At 67.6% G+C, this 24662-nt stretch carries 19 protein-coding genes and 1 tRNA gene; 13 read left to right on the top strand and 7 right to left on the bottom strand.

All coding sequences use genetic code 11. The features are described from left to right. Positions 1-341: 341 nt before the first annotated feature. Complete coding sequence (mutS, locus tag F572_RS0105825; protein ID WP_018158416.1) at positions 342-2975, bottom strand: DNA mismatch repair protein MutS; 2634 nt, start codon at positions 2973-2975, stop codon at positions 342-344. Positions 2976-3108: 133 nt separating this feature from the next. Between mutS and F572_RS0105830 the strand changes: the two genes are divergently transcribed. The 8 genes from F572_RS0105830 (at position 3109) to F572_RS0105865 (ending at position 10360) form a co-directional block, all read left to right on the top strand. Then, positions 3109-3402, top strand: coding sequence for a PilZ domain-containing protein (locus F572_RS0105830; protein ID WP_017941721.1), 294 nt, complete (start codon positions 3109-3111; stop codon positions 3400-3402). Positions 3403-3409: 7 nt separating this feature from the next. Next, the gene (locus F572_RS0105835; RefSeq protein ID WP_017941722.1) at positions 3410-3943 is read left to right on the top strand and encodes a CinA family protein; all 534 of its coding nucleotides are present in this window, start codon (positions 3410-3412) and stop codon (positions 3941-3943) included. 144 nt (positions 3944-4087) lie between these two features. After that, positions 4088-5134, top strand: a complete 1047-nt coding sequence (gene recA, locus F572_RS0105840; protein ID WP_017941723.1) for a recombinase RecA — start codon at positions 4088-4090, stop codon at positions 5132-5134. Beyond that, entirely contained in the window at positions 5109-5591 is a 483-nt protein-coding gene (locus tag F572_RS0105845; protein WP_017941724.1) for a regulatory protein RecX, read from the top strand. The genes recA and F572_RS0105845 overlap by 26 nt, the downstream gene beginning before the upstream one ends. 175 nt (positions 5592-5766) lie before the next feature. After that, the gene (gene alaS / locus F572_RS0105850) at positions 5767-8376 is read left to right on the top strand and encodes an alanine--tRNA ligase (RefSeq protein WP_017941725.1); all 2610 of its coding nucleotides are present in this window, start codon (positions 5767-5769) and stop codon (positions 8374-8376) included. 230 nt (positions 8377-8606) lie between these two features. Next, positions 8607-9851 carry an aspartate kinase gene (locus F572_RS0105855; protein ID WP_017941726.1) on the top strand — a complete coding sequence of 415 codons (1245 nt, stop codon included), beginning with the start codon at positions 8607-8609 and terminating at the stop codon, positions 9849-9851. Between the two features lie 68 nt (positions 9852-9919). Next, positions 9920-10174, top strand: coding sequence for a carbon storage regulator CsrA (csrA, locus tag F572_RS0105860; RefSeq protein ID WP_026142993.1), 255 nt, complete (start codon positions 9920-9922; stop codon positions 10172-10174). A 95-nt stretch (positions 10175-10269) separates the two neighbouring features. Further along, positions 10270-10360, top strand: a tRNA-Ser gene (locus F572_RS0105865). 350 nt (positions 10361-10710) lie between these two features. Here the strand turns inward: F572_RS0105865 and cydC are convergent. The 3 genes from cydC to F572_RS0105880 are packed head-to-tail and all read right to left on the bottom strand — an operon-like array spanning position 10711 to position 15493. After that, positions 10711-12393, bottom strand: a complete 1683-nt coding sequence (cydC, locus tag F572_RS0105870) for a thiol reductant ABC exporter subunit CydC (protein WP_017941728.1) — start codon at positions 12391-12393, stop codon at positions 10711-10713. Beyond that, on the bottom strand, positions 12386-14104 hold the full coding sequence (gene cydD, locus F572_RS0105875) for a thiol reductant ABC exporter subunit CydD (RefSeq protein ID WP_196794000.1): 1719 nt from the start codon (positions 14102-14104) through the stop codon (positions 12386-12388). Before cydD ends, cydC begins: the two co-directional genes overlap by 8 nt. Before the next feature lie 3 nt (positions 14105-14107). Then, a complete protein-coding gene (locus F572_RS0105880; RefSeq protein WP_017941730.1) occupies positions 14108-15493 on the bottom strand; it encodes an NAD(P)/FAD-dependent oxidoreductase in 1386 nt (461 codons plus the stop codon). A 367-nt stretch (positions 15494-15860) separates the two neighbouring features. Here F572_RS0105880 and F572_RS0105885 point away from each other — a divergent pair, with 367 nt between their 5' ends. The 5 genes from F572_RS0105885 to F572_RS0105905 all read left to right on the top strand — a co-directional run bounded on the left by F572_RS0105885 (position 15861) and on the right by F572_RS0105905 (position 21546). Next, entirely contained in the window at positions 15861-17267 is a 1407-nt protein-coding gene (locus F572_RS0105885; protein WP_017941731.1) for a cytochrome ubiquinol oxidase subunit I, read from the top strand. A gap of 3 nt (positions 17268-17270) precedes the next feature. Next, a complete protein-coding gene (gene cydB / locus F572_RS0105890) occupies positions 17271-18275 on the top strand; it encodes a cytochrome d ubiquinol oxidase subunit II (RefSeq protein ID WP_017941732.1) in 1005 nt (334 codons plus the stop codon). A gap of 151 nt (positions 18276-18426) precedes the next feature. Continuing rightward, complete coding sequence (locus F572_RS0105895; protein WP_017941733.1) at positions 18427-19908, top strand: sigma-54-dependent Fis family transcriptional regulator; 1482 nt, start codon at positions 18427-18429, stop codon at positions 19906-19908. A 173-nt stretch (positions 19909-20081) separates the two neighbouring features. Next, positions 20082-20738, top strand: a complete 657-nt coding sequence (locus F572_RS0105900; RefSeq protein WP_017941734.1) for a hypothetical protein — start codon at positions 20082-20084, stop codon at positions 20736-20738. 181 nt (positions 20739-20919) lie between these two features. After that, complete coding sequence (locus F572_RS0105905; RefSeq protein WP_017941735.1) at positions 20920-21546, top strand: peroxiredoxin; 627 nt, start codon at positions 20920-20922, stop codon at positions 21544-21546. 127 nt (positions 21547-21673) lie between these two features. Here F572_RS0105905 and gloA read toward each other — a convergent pair whose 3' ends face one another. The 3 genes from gloA to F572_RS0105920 all read right to left on the bottom strand — a co-directional run bounded on the left by gloA (position 21674) and on the right by F572_RS0105920 (position 24603). Continuing rightward, positions 21674-22174, bottom strand: a complete 501-nt coding sequence (gloA, locus tag F572_RS0105910; protein WP_017941736.1) for a lactoylglutathione lyase — start codon at positions 22172-22174, stop codon at positions 21674-21676. 398 nt (positions 22175-22572) lie between these two features. Further along, positions 22573-23199 (bottom strand): hypothetical protein, encoded by a 627-nt coding sequence (locus F572_RS0105915; protein WP_017941737.1) that lies wholly within the window; start codon positions 23197-23199, stop codon positions 22573-22575. Between the two features lie 411 nt (positions 23200-23610). Beyond that, positions 23611-24603, bottom strand: a complete 993-nt coding sequence (locus tag F572_RS0105920) for an IS110 family transposase (RefSeq protein ID WP_018158417.1) — start codon at positions 24601-24603, stop codon at positions 23611-23613. Positions 24604-24662: the final 59 nt, after the last annotated feature.

Raw genomic sequence — 24662 nt, forward strand, 5'->3', positions numbered from 1 at the left:
GTGAACCGGCCGTGGCACCGCCAGCCGGCAGGATTTCGCCGCATTGTAACGCCTCCCCTGCGGCTGTCGGGAATCCCGGGCGAACCCTGGCCACATTCGGCGGGCGCGCCAGCGGCGGGCCGATTGCCGCGGCCCCCGCGGGGCCTCGCAATGACTGGGCGCGAGGCATGCCCACCCCTCAACCCCTCATCGCAAGGCGCGGCCATCCCCTTAACCGTCATCGCGAGGAGCGAAGCGACGTGGCGATCTCTCGGAGCACCCCCGACGCTGGGCCCCTCGGGGAATTCCGATGGTTCCGAACGTGATGGCCACGGCCCCTTCGGGACCGCGCAACGAGCGCCTCAATCCGGGTTGCGCAGGGCCTCCTTCATCCGGTACAGCGCGTCCAGGGCCTCGCGCGGGGACATATCGTCGGGGTCCAGGGTGTCGAACAGCGCCTTCAGGGCGCGTTCTTCCGGAGCCGTTTGCGGTTCCGGGTCGCTCGTCACCTCGGGTGGCGCGGGGGTGAACAGGCCGAGCTGGGGCGAGTCGGCGGCGGCCGCACGATCCTCCAGCTCGCGCAGGTGGGTGCGCGCAAGCTTCAGCACGTCGGCTGGAACACCGGCGAGCTGGGCGACCTGCAGGCCGTAGCTCTGGTTGGCCGGCCCCTCGCGGACCTGGTGCAGGAACACGATGCTGTGTTCGTGCTCCATGGCGTCGGTGTGCACGTTGGCCACGGCCGCTTCGCGTTCGGCCAGCGCGGTCAGCTCGAAGTAATGCGTGGCGAACAGGGTCAGCGCGCGGTTGTGGCGCGCCAGGCGTTCGGCGCAGGCCAGCGCGAGCGCCAGCCCGTCGAAGGTGCTGGTGCCGCGCCCGATCTCGTCCATCAGCACCAGGCTTTCGGGACCGGCGTTGTGCAGGATATTCGCGGCCTCGGTCATCTCCACCATGAAGGTGGAGCGCCCGGAGGTCAGGTCGTCGGAGGCCCCGATGCGGGTGAAGATACGGTCCACCGGTCCGATCTGCGCGCGCGCCGCCGGGACGAAGCTGCCCATGCAGGCCAGCAGTACGATCAGCGCGGTCTGGCGCATGTAGGTGGACTTGCCGCCCATGTTGGGGCCGGTGATCACGAGCAGGCGGCGTTCTTCGGGATCCAGGTCGGTGTCGTTGGCGACGAAGGGCGCATCGAGGCCGGCCTCCACCACTGGGTGGCGACCCTGTTCGATGCGGATGCCGGGGTTCTCCACCAGTTCCGGGCAGTGCCAGTCCAGCCGCTGGGCCCGCTCGGCCAGGCAGGCGAGGGCATCCAGCTCGGCGAGCGCGTCCGCGATCGCGCGCAGGCGCGGGGCGCGGCCCTGGAGTTCGGTGATCAGGCCGTCGAACAGCGCACGCTCGCGGGCCATCGCCTGCTCGCGGGCGGAGAGGATCTCGTCCTCGAAGCGCTTGAGTTCCTCGGTGGTGTAGCGCTCGGCGTTCTTCAGCGTCTGGCGACGCATGAAGCGCCCGGGCAGCTCGGCCGAGCGCGTGCGCGAGACCTCGATGTAGTACCCGTGCACGCGGTTGTAGGCGACCTTGAGCGTGGGGATGCCGGTGGCCTCGCGCTCGCGCGCCTCGATCTCGCGCAGGAACGAGTCGGCGTCGTGCTCCAGTGCGCGCAGGCGGTCCAGTTCGGCATCGAAGCCGGTGCGGATCATGCCGCCGTCGGTGACGCGCAGCGGTGGCTCCTCGACCAGGGCGGCGGCCAGGGTGGCGCTCAGCTCGTCTTCCGGGGCCAGGGCGTCGTGCAGCGCCTGCAGGGATGCCGCGCTGGCGGCCAGCGGGGTCAGGGCCTGGTGCAGGGGCGGCAGGCGCTCGAGGCTCGCGAGCAGGGCGGTCAGGTCGCGCGGCCGGGCGCTGCCGAGGACGATGCGCGACAGGATGCGTTCGACATCCGCGCTTCCAGCCAGGGCCTCGCGCAGGGGCGTGGTGGCACCCGATTCCAGCAGGGCGGTGATCGCGGTCTGGCGCTCGTGGATGATCGCGCGGTCACGCAGCGGCTGGTGCAGCCACTGCAGCAGCCGGCGCGAGCCCATCGCCGAGCGGGTGGTGTCCAGCAAGGCGAGCAGCGATCCGTGGCGTTCGCCGCCCAGGGTGCGGGTCAGCTCGAGGTTGCGGCGGGTGGCCGGGTCCAGCACCAGCATCTGGCTGCGCAGCTCGTGCGCCAGGCCGGTGATGTGCGCCAGATCGCCGCGATAGCGGTTCTGCACGTAGGCGAGCAGGGCGCCGGCCGCGGCGATGCCGAGGTCCAGGCCATCGCAGCCAAAGCCGGAGAGATCCCGGGTGCCAAAGTGGGTGGTCAGGACCCGGCGGGCGGAGACACCGTCGAAATGCCAGTCCGCGTGGCGCTGCGGGGCGAGGCTCTCGATCCCGGGGATGGGCGCGGCCTGGTCCGGGATCAGGCATTCCACCGGGTCCAGCCGTGCCAGCTCGGCGGCCAGTTCGGTCGCGTCGCGCACCTCCAGCAGGCGGAACTGGCCGGAGGCGAATTCCAGGCTGGCAATCCCGTAGCCCTCCTTGCGGCCCTTGATCGCGGCCGAGCCGGCGGGGCATACGGCGACCATCCGGTTGATGCTGCGCGCCTCCAACAGGGCCTCCTCGGTGACCGTGCCGGGGGTGACGATGCGCACGACCTCGCGCTTGACCGGGCCCTTCTGCTCGCCGACCGCGCCGGTCTGCTCGCAGATGGCGACGCTCTCGCCCAGCTTCAACAGGCGCGAGAGGTAGCTCTCCAGGGTGTGCACCGGGATGCCGGCCATGGGGATCGGCTGCCCGGCGGATTCGCCGCGCCGGGTCAGGGTGATGTCGAGCAGGCCGGCGGCGCGTTCGGCGTCGTCGTAGAACAGCTCGTAGAAGTCGCCCATGCGGTAGAGCAGCAGCGTGTCCGGGTACTCGGCCTTGATACCGAGGTACTGCTGCATCATCGGGGTGTGGGCGGAAAGGGGTTCGGCGGTGCTCATCGGTTCGGCTGCGCTCGATCCGGGCAAACGCGCAGTATACGGATGCCGGGCGCCACATGGCAGGTGGGGCTGTACCGGCAGTTGTGCCACACTCGGGGCAGCGCAATCGAGGCGACGTCAGGGAGGGGCGAGCATGATCGGGGAAGAAGACCGGCGCGATCACAGACGGATGCAGGTGAATGCCGAGGCGCGCATGACCTGGCGCTCCAGTGGCGAGTCCGTGTCCGTGCAGCTGGAAGATCTTTCGGCCACGGGCTGCGCGTTTGTGGTCCAGCGCGAGACCGATCCCGGGGTCGACGTCAGCGTGGTGGTGCCCAGCCCGGACGGCCGCCTGGCGGGCCTGGAGCGCCACGGCCGCGTGGTGCGCTGCGATGCCGCCGAAGGCGGTGGCTGGCGGGTTGCGGTCGCCTTTGATCCGGAGGGATGATCGCGCTATGACTGCCGAATCGAGCACGACCCTCCTGACCCTCCGCGAGGCCGACGCCCCCAGCCTGTCGGCCCTGGTGTACGACCTGGGCGAGCGCCTGATGGCGAAGGGCGAGCGTCTGTGTACCGTAGAGTCCTGTACCGGTGGCGGTATTGCCCAGGCGATGACCGACATCCCGGGCAGCTCGCAATGGTTCGAATGCGGCTGGGTGGCGTACTCCAATGCCGCCAAGACCGCGATGGTCGGCGTCCCGGCCGAACTGATCGAGGAACACGGTGCGGTCAGCGAGGCCGTGGCCCGCGCGATGGTCGAGGGCGGGCTGGCCCGCTGCGACGCGGATCACGCGCTTTCGGTCACCGGCATCGCCGGGCCGGGCGGCGGGACGCCCGAAAAGCCGGTGGGCACCGTCTGCTTTGGCTGGCAGACGCGCGGCGGTCCCGCCCGGGTTCAGACCTGTCATTTCGATGGTGAACGCCACGAGGTTCGCCTGCAGTCCATGCTCCACGCCCTGAGCGATCTGCTCGCCCACGAGGCGGCCTGACGCCGCTCGGGGCGGGTTTCGCGCGCGGCATTGATCCGCGCAGGATCCCGGGTTGGGTCGTTCCCCGCCCTGTGGGATACTGCGGCCCCGTATCCGGCCCGCAACGGGTCGGAAACCATCGCTGCAAGTATCGGGAGGCAAACCGTGGACGAGAATCGCAAGAAGGCCCTGACCGCCGCACTCGGGCAGATCGAACGCCAATTCGGCAAGGGCGCGGTGATGCGCATGGGCGATCAGGAGGCGGTCGACGTCCCCGCGATCTCCACGGGTTCCCTGGCGCTGGACATCGCCCTCGGGATCGGCGGTGTCCCGCGCGGGCGCGTCGTCGAGATCTACGGCCCGGAGTCCTCGGGCAAGACGACCCTGACCCTGCAGGTGGTGGCCGAGGCGCAGAAGGCGGGTGGTACCGCCGCTTTCGTCGATGCCGAGCACGCGCTGGACCCGACCTACGCCGAGAAGCTGGGCGTGAACGTCGACGACCTGCTGGTCTCGCAGCCGGATACCGGCGAGCAGGCGCTGGAGATCGCCGACATGCTGGTGCGCTCCGGTGCGGTGGACGTGGTGATCGTCGACTCGGTGGCCGCGCTCACGCCCAAGGCCGAGATCGAGGGCGAGATGGGCGACTCCCACGTCGGCCTGCAGGCGCGCCTGATGTCGCAGGCCCTGCGCAAGCTGACCGCCAACATCAAGCGTTCCAACACCCTGGTCATCTTCATCAACCAGATCCGCATGAAGATCGGCGTGATGTTCGGCAGCCCCGAGACCACCACCGGCGGCAACGCGCTCAAGTTCTACTCCTCCGTGCGCATGGACATCCGGCGCATCGGCGCGATCAAGAAGGGCGACGAGGTGATCGGTAACGAGACCCGCGTGAAGGTCGTCAAGAACAAGATGGCGCCCCCGTTCCGCGAGGCCTATTTCGAGATCCTCTACGGCGAAGGCATCTCGCGGGTCGGCGAGATCATCGAGATGGGCGTGAAGGAAGGCCTGATCGACAAGGCGGGCGCCTGGTACAGCTATAACGGCGAGCGCATCGGCCAGGGCAAGGAAAACGCCCGCCAGTACCTGAAGGACAATCCGCATATCGCCGAGGAAGTCGAAAAGACCCTGCGCGAACGCCTGCTGCCCAAGCGCAAGAAGGCCTCGGACGAGGAAGAACCGGTCGATGCCCCGGTCGAGGAGCAAGGCTGATCCGGCCGACCCGGAGGCCGCGCTGGAGGCGGGTCTGCGGTTGCTGGTCCGGCGTGAACACTCCGCGCTGGAGCTTTCTCGCAAGCTGGCCGAGCGCGGCTTCGAGCGGGATGCGGTCGACGCCGCGCTGGAACGCGCGCGGGAACTCGACTACCTGAGCGACACCCGTTACGCGGATTTCATGGCCCGCCACCGCACCGAACAGGGCTACGGCGAGCAGCGCATCCGCGCCGAACTTGCTCACAACGGTATCGGCAACGATACCGTCAACACCGCAATCGAGGCCCTGGAGATCGACTGGGTCGACCAGGCGCGCGGACAGCTCGAACGCCACTTCCGCCACCCCCCCGAGACCCGCGAGGACGAGGCCCGCATGCTCCGCCACCTGGCGGGGCGCGGCTTCCCCGGCGGCGTCGCCCACCAGGCCCTCGCCGCCTGGAAGGACGAGACCCCGTAGGACGCCGTGGCCCCCTGTAGGAGCGCAGCCCTCTGCGCGATGGGGCGCTGGACAGGCTCGATCGGCCAGAGGGCTGGCCTCCTGCATCATGGCCGGAAGGCGGGCCCGGCAATACGCGGGTGGGGCGCTCGCGTGATAGCATTCCGGGTTTGACCCCAACGCTCACCGGAACCGCATGAAAAGCGCCGACATTCGCCGGAGTTTCCTCGAATTCTTTGAAGGCCACGGGCACACGATCGTGCCGTCCAGCCCGCTCGTGCCGGGCAATGACCCCACGCTGTTGTTTACCAACGCGGGCATGGTGCAGTTCAAGGACGTGTTCCTGGGCCGCGAGAAGCGCCCGTACACGCGGGCGGTGTCCACGCAGCGCTGTGTGCGCGCGGGCGGCAAGCACAACGACCTCGAGAATGTCGGCTACACCGCGCGCCACCACACCTTCTTCGAGATGCTGGGCAACTTCAGCTTCGGCGATTACTTCAAGCGCGATGCGATCCACTACGCCTGGCAGTTCCTGACCGAGACCATCGGTCTGCCGCCGGAGAAGCTGTGGGTCACGGTCTACGAGACCGACGACGACGCCTACAGCGTCTGGGCGAACGAGATCAAGGTCCCGGCCGAGCGCATCATCCGCATCGGCGACGACCCCGATGGCGGTTCCGACAACTTCTGGCAGATGGGCGACACCGGCCCCTGCGGCCCGTGTACCGAGGTCTTCTACGACCACGGTCCGGAGGTCGCGGGCGGTCCGCCCGGCTCCCCGGACGAGGACGGCGATCGCTACATCGAGATCTGGAACCTCGTGTTCATGCAATACGACCGCGACGCGGATGGCACCCTGAACCCGCTGCCGCGCCCGTCGGTGGATACCGGCATGGGCCTGGAGCGCCTGGCGGCCGTGCTGCAGGGCGTGCATTCCAACTACGAGATCGACCTGTTCCAGGACCTGATCGCCGGTGCCGCGCGGGTGACCGGTGCCCGCGAGAAGGACTCCGCGTCGCTGCGCGTGATCGCGGACCACATCCGTTCCATCGCCTTCCTGATTACCGATGGCGTGCTGCCGTCGAACGAGGGGCGCGGCTACGTGCTGCGCCGTATCATTCGCCGCGCCGCGCGCCACGGCTTCAAGGTGGGGGCCCAGGATGCGTTCCTCTACCAGATGGTCGGCGATCTGGTGCATGCAATGGGCGAGGCCTTCCCGGAACTGGCCGAGGCACAGGCCCAGGTCGAGAAGGTGCTGGAGAAGGAAGAGCGCAAGTTCCTCGAGACCCTCGACAAGGGCATGAAGATCCTCGAGGACGACCTGCGCGACCTGAAGGGCACGGTCATCCCCGGCGAGACCATCTTCCTGCTTTACGACACCTACGGTTTCCCGGTGGACCTGACCGGCGACATCGCGCGCGAGCGCGGCCTGGAACTGGACATGGAGGGCTTCGAATCGGCCATGGCCGACCAGCGTGCCCGCGCCCGCGCGGCCAGCCACTTCTCCATGGAGGATGGCGGCCTGCCGCAGGTCGATGCCGAGACCGCGTTCTCCGGCTACGAGACCGTCGACGACGAGGGCCGCGTGGTCGCGCTGTACCAGAGCGGCGAGCCAGTCGACCGCCTCGAGGTCGGGGCCGAGGGCCTGGTGGTGCTGGACCGCACGCCGTTCTACGGCGAGTCCGGCGGTCAGGTGGGCGATGTCGGCACGCTCAGCGGCTCCGGCGTGCGCTTCCAGGTCTCCGATACGCGCAAGCAGGGTGCCGCGCATATCCACGTCGGCCAGGTCCGCGCCGGTACGCTGGAGGTGGGCCAGACCCTGCAGGCCGCGGTGGAAGGACCGCGCCGCGAGAACATCCGCCGCCATCACTCGGCGACCCACCTGCTGCACAAGGCCCTGCGTGACCAGCTGGGCGATCACGTGCAGCAGAAGGGCTCGCTGGTGGATCCGGACCGGCTGCGTTTCGACTTTACCCACATGGAACCGCTGACCGACGAACAGCTGCGCTCCATCGAGGCCCAGGTGAACGCCGAGATCCTGGCCAACGAGGCCACCGATACCCGCGTGATGGACATCGAGTCGGCGATGGAGTCCGGGGCGGTCGCGCTGTTCGGGGAGAAATACGGTGATCAGGTGCGGGTGCTGAAGATCGGTACCTCGGTAGAGTTGTGTGGCGGCACGCATGTGGACCGTACCGGCGATATCGGGTTGTTCCGCATCACCTCCGAGGGCGGCGTGGCCGCCGGCATCCGGCGCATCGAGGCCGTCGCGGGCGAGGTTGCACTGCGCTGGGTGGACGAACAGATCGGCTATCTCGACGCGATCGCCGACCGCCTGCGGGCCGGACGTGGCGAGGCGGCCGACAAGGTCGCGCAGCTGCAGGAACGCACCCGCGAGCTGGAAAAGCAGGTCACGCAGCTGAAGGGCAAACTGGCCAGTCAGGCTGGCGACGACCTCGGCTCCCAGGCCAGGGAGGTCGACGGCATCCAGGTGCTGGCCGCGAAGGTCGAGGGCGTCGAGCCCAAGGCCCTGCGCGACATGGTCGACCAGCTCAAGCAGAAGCTGGGCAAGGCCGTGGTGGTGCTGGGCACCGCCACGGGCGAGGGCAAGGTCAGCCTGGTGGCCGGCGTGACCAAGGCCGAGACCGGCCAGTTCAAGGCTGGGGATCTGGTCGGCCATGTCGCCGCGCAGGTCGACGGCAAGGGCGGCGGTCGCCCGGATATGGCCATGGCCGGCGGCCAGAGCCCGGACAAGCTGGATGCAGCCCTCGGTTCGGTCGAGGCGTGGGTGCGCGAACGCGCCTGATCGGCCCCGAGTCGGCGAAGCCCGTCATCGCGAGGCGCGCAGCGACGTGGCGACCTCCTTGGGGAGCCCCGGCGCATGAGCGCTTCGGCGGGCACCGCTGGGCCGCGAGGCAGGGCCTCGCAACGACGATGCAAATAGTGTTTAATGTTTACTCTTTAAGTAAACGCTAATGGATGGGGCGCGCCCTGTCCGGACGGCCGCAAGGGCCGGGCACGGAACGGAATCTTCAAATGGCGTTGCTGGTACTCAAATTTGGCGGCACTTCGGTGGGATCGCCCGAGCGCATCCAGGCGGTGGCGGAACGCGCCCTGAAGCTGCGCGAGGAAGGCCATCAGCTGGTGATCGTGGTCTCCGCGATGAGCGGCGAGACCGATCGTCTGCTGGGGCTGGCGCACGCGCTGAACCCGCGCGCGGACGGTCGCGAACTGGATGTGCTGCTGTCCACCGGGGAGCAGGTCACCATCGCGCTGCTGGCGATGGCGCTGGAGGCGCGCGGCTGTGACGCACGCTCCTACACCGGCGCGCAGGTGACCATCCGCACCGACAGTGCGCACAACAAGGCGCGCATCCGCAGCATCGACGATGCCCGCGTGCGCGGCGACCTGGACGCGGGACGTGTCGTGGTCGTGGCCGGTTTCCAGGGCGTGGACGAGGAAGGGGCGATCACCACCCTGGGGCGTGGCGGATCGGACACCACAGCCGTGGCGCTGGCCGCGGCGCTGAAGGCCGACGAGTGCCGAATCTACACCGATGTCGACGGCGTCTACACGACCGATCCGCGCCTGGTCCCGAATGCCCGGCGTTTGCACCGCATCACCTTCGAGGAGATGCTGGAGATGGCAAGCTTGGGCTCCAAGGTGCTGCAGATCCGGGCGGTGGAATTTGCCGGCAAGTACAACGTCCCCCTCAGAGTGCTGTCCTCGTTCGAGGAAGGACCGGGGACCCTGATTACCACGGAGGAGGATGCGCAGGTGGAACAGGCTCTGGTTGCGGGTATCGCGTTCAATCAGAACGAGGCCCAGCTGACGGTTCAGGGCGTCCCCGATCAGCCGGGGGTCGCGCATCGCATCCTCGGCCCGATCGCGGAGGCCAACATCGAGGTGGACATGATCGTGCAGAACGTGGGCGCGGATCAGACCACCGACTTCACCTTTACGGTTCATCGCAACGACTACGACAAGGCCCTGGAGATCCTGCAGGCGGCGGCCCGCGATCTGGGTGCCCGCGAGGTCGCGGGCGACACGCACATCGTGAAGATCTCGGTGGTCGGGGTGGGCATGCGTTCCCACGCCGGGATTGCCAGCAAGATGTTCCAGGCCCTGTCCCGCGAAACCATCAACATCCGGATGATCTCCACCTCGGAAATCAAGATCTCCGTGGTCGTGGATGAGAAGTACCTCGAACTTGCAGTACGTGCATTGCACGATGCCTTTGAACTCGAACACGACCCAGCCGGTCAACAGGAGGACGGTTAAGGATGACAGACCGTAAAACGGTTACCGGACGACCGACTCCGTCCGACACAGGCACTGCGGAGAAGAGCATGCTCATTTTGACTCGACGTGTGGGCGAGACCCTCATGATCGGCGAGGATGTGTCCGTCACCGTCCTGGGGGTCAAGGGCAATCAGGTCCGCATCGGCATCAATGCGCCCCAGGACGTCGCGGTCCATCGCGAGGAGATTTTCCAGCGCATCCAGCGCGAATCCAACGTCGCCGGCGGTGAAGGCGGCGGGGAGAACTCCAGTGGCGGTGGCACCGGGGCTGGGGGCGTCGCCGCAAGCGCACGCGACGACTGAGGTCCCCGTACGGAAGTGGGAAGGCCCGGAGGTGGCGATCCGCCTTTCGGGCCTTTCATTTGAAGGCCCGAGGCCTTATCCTGTGCCGCGTTTCCGGAGAGTTGGCCGAGTGGTCGAAGGCGCTCCCCTGCTAAGGGAGTATGGGTCAAAAGCCCATCGAGGGTTCGAATCCCTCACTCTCCGCCAAATCCTGCAAAGGGGCCCGAGTGGCCCCTTTCGCACGTCTGGCCCCCGAGATTTCCGGGATTCGAACCCGAGATATAAAAGCGATGGTTCGACCGGTGGCGCGTAGCGACACCGGAACGCCGCAGCGTAGCGAAGGCGGCCCGAAGGGCGACCGGCGCAGCCGGGCGTAATCCTCACTCTCCGCCAAATCCTGCAAAGGGGCCCGAGTGGCCCCTTTCGCATGTCTGGCTCCGGCGTTCGTCCCCCAGCCCGTCCCCCATTGCTTCGTGATCCGAACCTGTTTGTGCGGCCACCGAAAGTCGGATGCCGGCGTGTCGGGCGCGTTTCGCTGCGAGGGCCCGCGGCCGGCCTCAGCTCCGGCCGAGCGGTTTCGCGATCTCGAGGCGCGGCCAGCTGGCCGGCAGTTGTTCCGGGGCATGGGTGACGAGGATGCACTGACGGTCCTGCAGCCAGGGCAGCAGCCGTTCCACCACTCGTTGTTGCGTGGGGGTATCCAGACCGGAAAAGGGCTCGTCGAGCAGGACGACAGGCCGGTCCTGAAGGACGACCGCCGCCAGGGCCAGACGGCGCCGCTGGCCGCCGGAAAGATACGAGCCGCCCTCGCCGATGCGGTAGTCCAGACCTTCGTCGGTACTGCGCACGGCCTCTGCGAGATCGACCTGTTCCAGGGCCTCCCACAGTGCGGCATCGCTCAACGGCGTGTGATTCGGACTCAGTATGCTGCGGAGGGCCGTGTCCGGCAGTTGCAGGCCCTGGGGCAGGTAGCTGATGTGGCGGTACCGGCTATCGACCGTGATCCGTTGCAGATCGTCGTCGCCGAGCAATACGGTACCGCCCAGCGGTGGCATTTCGCCGGCGAGGGTATCCAGCAGCGTGCTCTTGCCGCGCCCGCTGGCCCCGCTGATTACCAGGGGATGGCCGCGCACGGGTTCGAGGTCCAGTGGCCCGAGTAACGGGCGCTCGCGGCGAAAGCCGATGATCATGCGGTGGGCGCGCAGCGCAGGGACCTCATCGGCCGGGGTCGGGTCCGGGCGCTCGACGGGTGCGGGGTTCTGGGCGGTCGTCTCCAGATGCTGCACGCGGCCGGCGGCCTCGAGACTCTCGCCGGCACGCCACCATGCGCCGGGCAGGCTGCCGAGGACCTCGCCCAGGCCCAGCGTCATCAGCGGGAGCAACACCGCGACAGGGGCGCTCAGCGCTCCGTCGCGATACCAGCCCAGTGCCAGCACCAGCATCAGCAGGGCGGCTGTGCCAACCACGGCCTGCACGAGCTGCTCGGACCCGACGCCAAATGCCTCCTGGGCACGTTGCCGGCGGGCATAGGCGTCGTTGTCCTGCCGCAAAACGGCCTCGTGTTCGCGGGCGCGGTCGTAGGCCAGCAGTTCGGCCAGGCCGCCGATGTAGTCGAACAGCCCGACGCGTTCCCGGGCCCGGGCCTGCACGAGTGCGTGGCTGCGCCGCTGTCCGGCAAGGGCGAGCAGACCGGAGACCGCGAGCGTCGCGACGCCCGAGGCCGCGAGTACGACCGCGGCGGGCCAGGGTGCCAGCCAGACGGCGATGACCAGCGTGACCACCAGGCTGATCGCCGCCGCGATCATGGGGCCAACCACCCGCAGGGGCATCGCATCGAGGGTGTCGATGTCGCCGGTCAGGCGCGTCTGCAGGTCGCCACTGCGGTAGGCGCGAATGCGTTCCATGGGCAGCGCGGCGAGGCCGCGGAAGCTGTGGCCGCGCAGGTCGGCCAGGCTGCGCAGCACCGCCTCGTGACTGACCAGGCGTTCGAAGTAGCGCGCTAGGGTGCGACTGATCGCGGCGGTGCGGATGCCACCGGACGGCACGTAGAGGTCCAGGGTGGCCAGAAGCCCGGCGCCGGCCAGGGCGGTCGCGGTGATGAACCAGCCGGACAGCGCCAGCAGCGCGATGCCGGCGATCCAGGTCAATGCCAGAAGGCCCCAGGCACCCCAGTACCAGGCCCGGCGTTGGCGGAATACGCGATGCAGAAAGGCCAGTTTGGCACGGGTCCCGTCACGCATCGTGTGTCTCCGGAGTGGCCGGCGTCAGTTCCAGGCGTTGCGGGCAGCGCTGGTGGATGGCGGCATGATGACTCGCGATCACCAGCGTCAGGCCCCGGGCCTCGGCCAGCTGAAACAGCGTGTCGAGCAAGGCCTGTTCGGTGTCCGGGTCGAGTGCACTGGTGGGTTCGTCGAGCAGCCAGAGTCGGTGCCCCGAGAGCAGGGCGCGTGCCACGGCGACCCGCTGGGCCTGACCGCCGGAAAGCCCGTGCCGGGCCTCGCCGATAGCGGTATCCAGGCCGTCGGGGAGCTCCGGGGCATCGAGCGGCAGCCCGGCCTGCTCCAGCGCCGTGGCCATCTCCGCATCGGCGATCGTTGCATGGCGGGCGAGCTGCAGGTTCTCGCGCAGGCTGCCGTGGAACAGATGGGCGTCCTGGTCGATCCAGGCGAAATGCCGGGCCAGGGGATGGCGCCGGACGCGGCCTTCGGCGGGCGGCAGGAAGCCGGCGCACACCGCGAGCAGGGTGGACTTGCCACTGCCACTGGGCCCGGTCAGCGCGAGATGCGCCCCGGTTTGAATCTCGAGGTCGAGAGACTTCAGGACGGGCGTGCGCTGCCCCGGGTAGTGCACCGTGACGCCTTCGAGCTGCAGCCAGGGGCCGGTCACGTCCTCGCGATTGAATTCGGTGGCCTCGGCCAGCCCCTCGGGGTCGGTGGGTGCCGCAAGCGCGGGGGCAAGGCTCTGCGCCGCCGCCAGGGCGCTCGCGCGGTCATGGTAGCTCTGGGCGAACTGGCGCAGGGGCAGGAAGTACTCCGGCGCCAGCAGCAGGACGAACAACCCGGTGAACAGGGTGATGTCGCCGGCGGGGCCGTAGTCGATGGCGCCGAACAGGGCGAAGCCGATGTAGATGGCGACCATGCCGATGGCAACCGCGCTGAAGAATTCCATGATCGCCGAGGACAGGAACGCGACCCGCAGGGTGCGCATGGTCAGCCGCCGTTGCTGGTGACTGCGCTCGACGACCTCCGTCTCGGTCGCGGCGATGGCGCGGGCTCGGCGCAGCCAGTCCAGGGTACGGATACGGTCGAGAAAGTGCCCCGCCAGGCGGTTCTCCTCCTCCTGCTGACGCCGGTGGATCTGTTCCGCGCCCATGCCGACGATCGCCATGAACGCCGGGATCAGCGGAGCGGCGAGCAGCAACAGCAGGGCGGCGAGCCAGTCCAGCCAGAGTGCCGCGACCAGGATCGCCAGTGGCGTCAGGATGACCGCCTGGCGCGCGGGCAGGTAGCGCGCGTAGTAGCCGGTCAGGTCATCCACCCGCGTCTGGAACTGCTCGGCCCAGGCACCCGCGGTGGTCTGCCCGGCCAGCCGCGCAGGTCCGGCCTCCCGGGCCTGTTGCAGGAGATCGGCGCGCAGCTGCTGCTTCACCGCGAAGGCGAGGCGGTGACCGGCCAGATCCCGCAGGGTCTGGGCGGCATAGCGCAGGGCGAGCAACACGAGGCCCGCGAGCAGGATGCCCGGCAGGTTCGGGGGATCATTGGCGAACAGCGTCCCGTGCACCGCCCAGGCCACCAGCCCCGCCAGCGCAATGGTGGCCAGCGTGGCCACCAGCGTGCCCGCGGCGCTGAGCGCCAGCCAGCGGCGGTGCGGCCGTTGCCGCACGCGCAGCCATTGCCCCGGCGAGGCACGGTCGTCCGTCGCCTGTGCGTCTGTTCCACCCGGTTGCGTCATCGACTAGCGCAGATAGCGCCCGCGCAGCATGTTGAAGTACAGCGGCTTGATCATGTGGACCTTCAGGCGCCACCACATCCAGCTGGGTTCCCCCTGATCGAGGAAGCTGAAGGTCGGCACCTCCTGCAGGCTGTAGTCGAACTCCACCAGGGCGGCCTTGCCCACCTCGGTGATCAGCGGACAGGAGGTGTAGCCGTCGAACTGCCGCGAGGGCTCCCGATCCTGGATCACGTCGACCAGGTTGTCCGGCATCACCGCGCCATGCGAACGCACGGTGGATGCGGTCTTGCCGATCGCGGTCGCGACCACGTCCCCGGCCCCGAAGATGTTCGGGTAGTCCGTGTGCTGCAGCGTGCGGTCATCCACCGCCAGCCAGCCACCGGCCGCCAGGGGCCCGTCATCCACCGCCAGGCCGGCGTCGCGAACAAAGTCGTGCGCGCGCATCGGCGGGGTCACGTGAAGATAGTCGTAGTCAACGGTCTCGCGCCCGCCGTCGCGGGTCTCGAACTGGGCCTGGCGGGCGGCGACATCCACCGCCACCAGGGCGCCGCCGTCGTTCACGCTCACGCCGCGTTCGGCATACAGGTCGCGCACCAGGTGGTCGAAGCGCTGCACGCTGAACAGGGTGTCCGATCCCGTGTGATAGTGGAAATCGGCCCCGTTACGCTGGCCGGCCGAGCGCAACAGGTCATCGGCGATGAAGGTCGCCTTGATCGGCGCACCGGCACACTTGATCGGTGTATTGGGGATGGTGAAACGCGCGACCCCGCCGTTCTCGCCGAACGCATGGATCTGCTCGTAGGCATCGCGTGCGGCCTCGGCGCTGGCGTACAGGCTGGTCAGGCCGGGGCGGCCAATATCCTCGCGGCGCAGCCCCTCGATCGCCTCGTAGTCCAGATGCAAACCGGTGGCGACCACCAGGAAGTCGTAGTCGAGCCGGTCGCCGTCGGTGGTCTCGACCCGCTGCGATTCGGGATCAATGGCCGCCACCGCCGAGCGGACCCATTCCACCCCGCGCGGGATGTAGCGTTCGTTGCGGCGCTGGACCTCGCCCACCGAATAGACGCCCGCGGCTACCAGCGTCCAGCCGGGCTGGTAATGATGGATCTCGCTCGGTTCGACAATCGTGATGCGCGCCCCGTCGAGCAGGTCGCGCAGGCGGGCGGCCATGGTCATCCCCGCGGCGCCCCCGCCGAGCACCACGATGCGGGCCTGGCTGGAGACCGCTGCGCGGGCCGGGGCGGCCTGTACGCCGGTCGCCGACACCAGGCCGGCGGCCCCGGCGATCTTCAGGAAATCGCGCCGGGAAATCCCCCGCAACGTCTCCTGCGCCTGACGGGCCAGGGCCTTTTCAATCTCGGGATGCTTCGGGTCTTCGGGATGATGCATGGCTCTCTCCGCGTATCCGTCTGCCGCGCCGGGGACCGGGCGGTCAGTTCTGAGGGGCGCGCCGTCTTGCGGGCGCTTCGTGTGACGGATTGCTTACAAGTTGCATGCCAACGCCGGCAGACCGCGCCACCGGGGCTTGTGTGCCGATATTGGCGCCATCAGGCTGCCATTTATGACAGTCATGCGCGACAAGACTGACAAATATGGCAGAACCGAGGCGGCGTTGGCTGGCGTCGGCCCGGTGGGAAAACACTGGTTTACAGCTTACAGCCCGTCGCCATGGTCCGGACAGGCAGTCTGGCACGGTACTTGTTAGGGATTCATCGATACGTCATTTCGGCGTGCCCCTGACGACGGAGGAAAGGCCATGGAGCTCGACCCCATACTGCTATCGCGAATCCAGTTCGCGTTTGTTGTTTCGTTTCACGCGATCTTCCCGGTCTTCACGATCGGGCTGGCTTCGTTTATCGCGTTTCTGGAATTTCGCGCCTGGAAGACCGGCGACACGCTCTATACCCAGATCTCGAAGTTCTGGATCAAGATCTTCGCGGTGGTGTTCGGCATGGGCGTGGTCTCCGGGCTGGTCATGTCGTTCCAGTTCGGCACCAACTGGAGTGCGTTCTCCTACGCCACGGCCAATTTCCTCGGGCCCGTGTTGTCCTACGAGGTGCTGACCGCGTTCTTCCTGGAGGCGGCCTTCCTCGGCGTGCTGCTGTTCGGGCGTGACCGGGTCCCGCAGGGCGTGCATCTGTTCTCCGCGCTGATGGTGGCGCTGGGCACGTTCATCTCGTCGTTCTGGATCCTGGTGGCCAACAGCTGGATGCAGACACCGGTCGGTTTCGAGCTGCAGGACGGTGTGTTCCACGTCACCTCCTGGATCACGGCGATCTTCAACCCGAGCTTCTGGCCGCGCTTCTTCCACATGGGCCTGGCCTCGCTGCTGACGGCGGGCTTCGTGGTCGCCGGGGTCTCGGCCTGGTACCTGCTGCGTCAGCGCGATGTGGTGATGAATCGCAAGGCCCTGGGCACCACCATGTGGGTGCTGCTGTTCGCGGCACCGGCGCAGCTGGTGGTCGGTGATATCCACGGCCTCAACACCTTCGAGCATCAGCCGACCAAGGTGGCGGCGATGGAAGGCGTGTGGGAGACCGAGCGCGGGGCGCCGCTGCTCTTGTTCGCGATCCCGGACTCGGCCAACGAGACCAATCACTTCGAGATCGGTATCCCGAAGATGGCGAGCTTCATCCTCACCCACGAGATGGACGGGGAAGTGCCTGGCCTGCTGGAGGTTCCGGCCGAGGAACGTCCGCCGGTGGGCATCACCTTCTGGTCGTTCCGCGTGATGGTGGCGATTGGCATGGTGATGATCCTGTTCGCGCTGGCGGGTGCCTGGCTGCGCTTCCGCCGCCGGATGTATGCCTCGCCGCTGTTCCTCAAGGGGCTGGCCTGGATGATCCCGGCGCCGTTCCTGGCGGTGGTCGCGGGCTGGTTCGTGACCGAGACCGGGCGCGCGCCCTGGCTGGTCTACGGCGTGATGAATCATGCCGAGGGCATTACCCCGGCCCTGACCGGTGGCATGGCCCTGTTCACCCTGATCGGCTATGTGGCGGTCTACGCGGCGGTGTTCACCGGGGGCGTCTACTACCTGGTGCGCATCGTGCGTCAGGGCCCGGAACCGGCCGATGCCGTGCATGCGCCGGCGCACGCCAAGCGTCCGCTGTCGGCCGCTGACACCTTCGTCGATGACGCCGCGGTCAGCGGTGCAAGGAGCTAAGTGATGGAAACCACGATCGATATCACGCTGATCTGGGTCGTCATCATTGCCGTGGGCGTGATCGCCTACGTGCTGATGGACGGGTTCGACCTCGGGGTGGGGATTCTCTTCCCCTTTGCGCCGGGGGAGACCTCGCGCGACGTGATGATGAACTCGGTCGCCCCGGTTTGGGACGGCAACGAGACCTGGCTGATCCTCGGCGGGGCCGGGCTGCTGGCGGCCTTCCCGCTGGTCTACTCGGTGTTCCTGCCGGCGCTCTATATCGGGGTATTCCTGATGCTGGCCGGGCTGATCTTCCGCGGCGTGGCCTTCGAGTTCCGCTTCAAGGCACATCGCTCCAAGGGGCTGTGGAATGCTGCCTTCGCGATCGGCTCGGCGGTGGCGGCCTTCGCCCAGGGCGCGGTCGTGGGTGCCTACATCCAGGGCTTCGAGATGGATGGGTTAAGTTTCGCCGGCGGACCGCTGGACTGGCTGACGCCGTTCACCGTGCTCACCGGGATCGGACTGCTGGCGGGCTATGCCTTGCTGGGCGCTACCTGGCTGATCGTCAAGACCGAGGGTGATACCCAGGCCTTTGCCTATCGGGTGGCGCCGTGGATGCTGGCGGTCGTGCTGCTGGTGTTCGGCGCGGTGAGCTTCATCACGCCGTTTATCGATCCGAAGGTCATGGAGCGCTGGATGGGGACCTGGCAGTACCTCTGGGTGCTCCCGGCGCTGGCGCTGTTCTCCGCCTGGGTGCTGATTCGTGCGGTGCGCCGCCGTGACGAGGGGATCCCGTTTGTCGCCACGATTGCCCTGTTCATCACCACCTATCTCGGATTGCTGGTGAGCAAGTGGCCGTACGTGGTGCCGCCGGACTACACCTTCTGGGATGCGGCCTCCTCGCCGGATGCGCAGCTGTTCATCCTGGTGGGGGCGCTGTTCGTGATCCCGATCATCCTGGGTTACACCGCGTGGACCTACTGGGTCTTCCGCGGGAAGGTGACCCCGGAGACCGGCTATCACTAGGCGGGATCGCCCATCGGTTGTCACAGGGCCTTTCCGGAATGTCCGAGTCCGCCATTCAGGGCATCGAGCCACGCGTCTGCAGGAAGTCGGCGCCGTGGCAGGACCCGGATGGCGGACCTTCCTCTCACGAGCTGCATACGGGGGTGATGGCATGCCGTTGAACATCGCTCGTCTGAACGTGTCTATCGGGCAGCGTGATGGCGTCGGTTCCGGTGTCGGATACGCCTTCCAGGACCCCTTTGTGCGAGGCGACGTGACGAGCATCCCGAAGAAGGAAACGGCACCCCTGGATCCCGATGCCGGGACCCTGCGTCAGGTGCTGGATGTATTCCGTGAACCGGCCATCCTGCTGTCCCCGGACTATCGCATCCTGGCGGCCAATGGCGCCTACCAGCGCATCTACGGGACCGACCGCGATGGCTCCGGCCGCACCTGCTTCGAGGCCTCGCACGGGTTCCGCCGCCCCTGCGACGAGGCGGGGGAGTCCTGCCCCCTGCGGGCCGCCCTGGGCAGTGGCCACCGCGAACGCGTGCTGCACGTGCATCACACCGAGGCCGGGCGCGAGCACGTGGACGTCGAGTTGCTGCCGATCCGGGGCGAGGGCGGGGAGATCCGCTACCTGATCGAACGGCTGCACCACCTGCCGGTATCGGCACCGCAGGCGGGCAGTGGCGGGCTGTTCGGTCGCTCGAAGGCCTTCAATGCCATGCTGGGGATGATCAGCCGGGTGGCGCCGAGCAATGCCTCGGCCCTTCTGCTCGGCGAGTCCGGCACGGGCAAGGAACTGATCGCACGCGCCATTCACGAAGCGAGCCCGCGGCAGAAGTTGCCGTTCGTGCCCGTGGAATGCTCCGGCCTCACCGAAACCCTGTTCGAAAGCGAGCTGTTCGGCCATGAACGGGGGGCGTTTACCGGGGCGACCTCGGCCAAGGCCGGGCTGGTGGAGGCGGCGGCCGGCGGCACCCTGTTTCTCGACGAGGTGGGGGATATCCCGCTGAGCCAGCAGGTCAAGTTGCTGCGGTTGCTGGAGACCCACGCCTATCGCCGTGTCGGGGGTGTCGAGTCGCGGCGGGCGGATTTCCGCCTGGTCTGTGCGACCCACCGCGATCTCGAATCCATGGTCCGGGCCGGCGAGTTTCGCGAGGACCTCTACTACCGCATCAACACCTTCCCGATCGAGGTGCCCCCGCTGCGCGCGCGGGCCGAGGATCTCCCGTTGCTGGTAGAAGCGCTCGGCGAGCGCCTGGATCTGGCCGTGCCGCCGCGCCTCGAAGAGGAGGCCCTGAAAATCCTCAAGCAGTATTCCTTCCCCGGCAACGTGCGCGAGCTGCGCAACATCCTCGAGCGTGCGGCATTGCTGGCGGACGGCGAGGCGATCCGGCCGGAACATCTTCCGGATCGCGTGCGGGAAGGAGGGCAGTCCCCGAGCGGGGCGGAGACCGGCGGACTGGACGGATTGCTGCATCCGCAGTCACTGCGCCCGCTGGACGAGATCGAGCGCGAATACCTGCGGCACGCGGCTGCGGTGTACCCCGGGGACCGCCGGGCGCTGGCGAAGACCCTGGGGATCAGCGAGCGCAGCTTGTACCGGCGCCTGAGCCAGCTCGAGGACGACGCCAACGAGCGGGACTGAAATCGCCCGTCCGGGCGGGCCTGGTAACGCGCCCCGCCCGGCTTGAAGCGGCGTCCGCCGCAGCGGTCGGACGCCCGGCACGGGCCCGTCACCAAGGATGGGGCTGCATGCATACCGCCAGACGAATCAGTAAATAGCGATAAACCGATACACCCGAAAGACTGGAGTCTCAGATGAAAAAGACCGCAATGACCCTCTCCCTGTCCGCCGCGCTGCTGGCCAGTCCGATGCTGGCCTCGGCCGAGCCGCTGTCGTTCGGCGAGCACCAGACCATCCGCTCGATGGCCAGTGCCGGCATCGGCCAGGCCATCGTGAACGAGATGGGGGCCGGTTCGATGGCCGTGATCAACAACCCGTCCGCGGTCTGCGGCGCCCTGGCCGGTGGGCTGGGTGCGTCGATGCTGTCGGCCGATCCGCAGGCCGGCTTCCGCATCGCCACCCTGCGCTCCGCTGACGACGCCGCGGCCGCGGTGCGCGTGACCGCGGACAAGGACGTGGCCTATCTCGCACTCGGGGGAAATCTCGCGCGTGACGAAAACGTTGCCCTGGCCCACGCCTATCTGCAGGAACTCGCGGCCTCCGAATGGGACGGCACGCTGGTGCTGCATATCTCCTCGTGGATGCAGAAGCAGGTCCAGGCCGTCGCGGAGGCAGACACGGCCGTGGCCGACTATCTTCAGGGGATCAACATGGTCGCGCTCCAGCCCGACCTGGATGCGGGTCAGGCGGTGATGCTGGGTGTGAACTTCGACGGCGAGCGCTTCACGACCGAGGAGATGGGTCGCCAGGACATGCGCCAGGACCTCGTGGAGCTGTTCCGCCGTATGTGAGTCGGCGCGCGGTGGGCCGGATGGGCGCAAACTCTGCCCGGCTCATCGTTAGGGTTAAACTATCGGTCCGTTAACGAATTAGTAATTCACTAAATTCGGAAGGGCGTATAAAGTAGAACGTACATGGAGGCAAGGCCCCATGAGCTTCCGAATCACTATCTAAACCGAAAGGAGTTACATCATGGCACTGCGTTTGGGCGATACCGCACCGAATTTCCAGATTGATACCACCAAGGGCAAGATCGATTTCCACGAATGGATCGGCGACTCCTGGTGCTTCTTCTTCAGCCACCCGGCCGACTTCACCCCGGTGTGCACCACCGAGATGGGCCGCACCGCGCAACTGGCCAAGCAGTTCGCGGACCGCAACACCAAGCCGCTGGGTCTGTCCACGGATACCGTCGAGGAACACAACAAGTGGATTGAAGACGTCAACGACACCCAGGACACCACGCTGGAGTTCCCGATCGTCGCGGATGCCGACAAGAAGATCTCGGAGCTCTACGAGATGATCCACCCGGGCGAGAGCGAGACCGCCGCCGTGCGTTCGGTCTACATCATCGACCCGAACAAGAAGATCCGTCTGATGATGACCTACCCGATGTCGGTGGGCCGCAACTTCGACGAGATCCTGCGCGTGATCGATGCGCTGCAGACCGGTGACAAGCACGGCATCGCTACCCCGGCCGACTGGACCCCGGGTGCCCGGGTGATCATCCCGCCGACCGTCAGCAACGAAGATGCGCAGAAGAAGTTCCCGCAGGGCTTCGAGGAGATCCGCTCCTACCTGCGCTACACCAAGGTCTGATCCGGACCAACCAGCCTCCTCGCCCGGTTACGGGCGGGGCCGTTCTCCCCAGGTGGGAGCAAGGGGCCGCAAGGCCCCTTTTTTGTGTCCGCCGATTGCGGGCGTGCGGGTGCCCGCGATAGCCGGGTTAGCTCCCGAGTCCGGTCAGGCGGGCGGGTTCGAGGATCTCGATCCAGTAGCCGTCGAGGTCCTTCACGAAGGCGATGTCCTTCAGGCCGCCCTCGTCGGGGCGCTTCACGAACTCCACGTTGTTCTGGTCGAACCAGCGCACCGCGGCGTCCAGGTCCGGGACCGAGAAGCAGATGTGGCCGAAGCCCTGCGGCTCGGCGTTGCCATCGTGGTAGTGGAAGTCGGCGTCCTTCTCGGTGCCGTAGTTGTAGGTCAGCTCCAGGATGCCGCGCTGGCTGAACATCCAGCGGGTGGCCTCGCCGGCGTCCTTCGGCGGCTGCGGTTCGTCCTCGCCGAGCCGCGCCAGGAAGTACAGCGTGAATTCGAACTCCGGGAAGTCCAGCGTCTTGACCAGCTGCATGCCGAAGACGCGCTGATAGAAGTCCAGCGCCTTCTGCGGATCCTTCACGCGCAGCATGGTGTGATTGAAGCGAAAGCCTGCGGTCGGGTTGTCGCTCATTGTGCGTCCTTGTATTCCGAAAGAGGGTACTCCGGAGACTGGAACACGGCGGCGCGGGTTCCCTCAAGTACCGTCGTCACGTCTCGTGGTGCCGCGCCTGGATGCCGTCACTGCGAGGAGGCAAAGCCGACGTGGCAGTCTGCGTGGGTGGCCCCGGCGCCGGGCCTGGGGCGGGAGATCCCGGCTCTCCGCTGCGGAGTTGCCGGGATAACCAATGCCCTGACTGCGGAGGTGTGCAGCGCCATGTAGGAGCCTGCTTGCAGGCGAACGGCTTGCGATGGACTCCGGCGCGGGCAGGGGCTTCGCGGGCGAGCCCGCTCCTACAAGCATCGTCGCCCCGGAAACCGCGCAGCGGTAATTCCGGATCTACCGGTCGGGAACCGGCGTTATCGACCGGGCTACCCTCGGCAGAAGGGCCAGATCTGATAGAAGCGGCGGCAGCGGAACTCGGATTCGCAGCTCGCCAGCTGGGACTCGTAGCGGTCCGCTCGCTGGGCGACCTGGCGCGCCGCGGCCCGCACCTGCGGCTTGTTCTGGTAGCTGCCGCGGCTGTAGCCGCCCTGGCCCTCGTGGTAGGCGAGGTAGAGGTGTTCCGCGTTGTACAGCGGCACGCCGGTCATGCGCCGGGTGCGGTCGTTGTACCAGCCGATGAAGTCGGTGGCGTGTTTCATGTGCGTGCGCCGCGCGAAGCGACTGCCGGCATCCTCCCGGTATTCGCCCCAGACCGGGTCCTGCGCCTGGGCGTAGCCGCGCGCGGAAGACGGCCGACTCCACGGGATAATGCCCAGCAGGCGTTCACGGTCCGGGCGGACGTGACTGCGGAACGACGACTCCTGCTGGATGAACGACATCTGCGTGGCGATGGGCGTGCCCCATTCCCGTTCGGAATCGCGCGCGTGGTCGTACCAGCGCGGCTGCTCGCGGAAGATCTCGCAGATGTTGCTCTGGTCCTCGGGCGGGGAGGGGGCCAGCGCGGCGCAGCCGGTGGTGATCGCCGCCAGCGCCAGCAGCAGCCCCATGCGCATGATGGCGACGAGTGTCCGCCGCGTCTTCCCTGATCCTGTCCCCTTCACCCGAATCTCCCGCCCGGTTCCCCAATGCCCCGCGAGTATAAAGCACCTGCAACGGGGGCCAAGGGTGCGCCATGCGCCGGGCCCGGTTGGGGAGGTTGCTGCGGCCCCTGTGGCACCTCGCAGTGACGGGATGCCTTGCCCGTTATCGCGAGCACCGCGACGCGATCTTCCCGGGATCCCCGGCGTTGGGGCAATCCCTGAGCGACTGCCACGTCGGCTTTGCCTCCTCGCAGTGACGGGGCGGGGATGGGCGGTACCGGCACGCCGACACGCTGTCATCGCGAGGCGCGCAGCGCCGTGGCGATCTCCGTCCGGGACCACCGAATCCAGCGTAAAAGCGCCAATTGTAGATACCGTCTTGCCCTACGGGGTGCAAGGGGTTTCATGGCGGGCTTGATACGGGGTTTGGGATTTGAGCACACCGAAGGCGATGTGCAGGAGTTTGCGCATGGCCGCCCCGATTGCCGACATCTTGGCCTTGCCGCGTGTCAGCAGACGTTGATGTTGGTGTCGCACGTCCGGGTTGTACCGGGTCGCCACCACCGCCGCCATGTAGAGCGCCTTGCGCAGTCGGCTGGAACCGATCTTTGCCAACCGTGAGGGCCGCCGGACCGTGGCCCCCGATTCTTCCAGGACCGGCGCCAGCCCATGGAACGCCGCCGCTTGTCGAGCGCTCGTGAACGCGCGGCTGCGCAGCGCTGCGGTCATCGAGGCCGACAGCACTCGGCCGATGCCGGGGATGCTCTCCAGCAAGGCCCGATCCCGCTTCAGGTGGTGATGAGCGTCGAAGTGATCGTCGATCTGCTGCTGGAGCCGACGGTGTTCCTCACGCAGGGCCTGCAGGACGTTGTCGATCGACGCCTGGGCTAGGGTGTCCTCGCTGAAACGCGCCTTCTCCAGGCGGTTCTCTTCGCGCCGCATGTCCTGTTCCAGAGCCCCCAGGCGGCTGAGCAGGCGCTTGAGTTCCCGCACCTCCGGCGGTTCGGGCTGCCAGCGCCGTGGTGCGCGTTCGATGCCGTAGCGGGCCAGCATCATGCTGTCCTTGCGGTCGGTCTTGTTGCGCACCCCCATGCCCTTGGCATGCGAACGCACCTGGGCCGGGTTCAGCACGTGGACCTGCACCCCCTGATCATGAAGCCAGTACGCCAGCGGCTCGTGGTAGATGCCGGTGGCCTCCAGATACACATGGAGCCCCTCGGGGGCCTCGCCGGTGTTGCGCTCGAGCCAGCGCAGCATCTCCGGATACTGGTCCCGACGGTTCGGGAACACCTTCGGCTTCACCTTGCCCGCTGCCAGGTCCCGGACCCACATGCAGTCGAGCTTGTTCTTGCTAACATCAATGCCAATATGAGCCATCTCGTCCTCTCGCCTTGTCCGTACAGCCTCACCCGTCCGTCACGGAGGGGGGTCTTGGA

This window comes from Thioalkalivibrio sp. ALE14 (genome assembly GCF_000376845.1).
Lineage (GTDB): Bacteria > Pseudomonadota > Gammaproteobacteria > Ectothiorhodospirales > Ectothiorhodospiraceae > Thioalkalivibrio.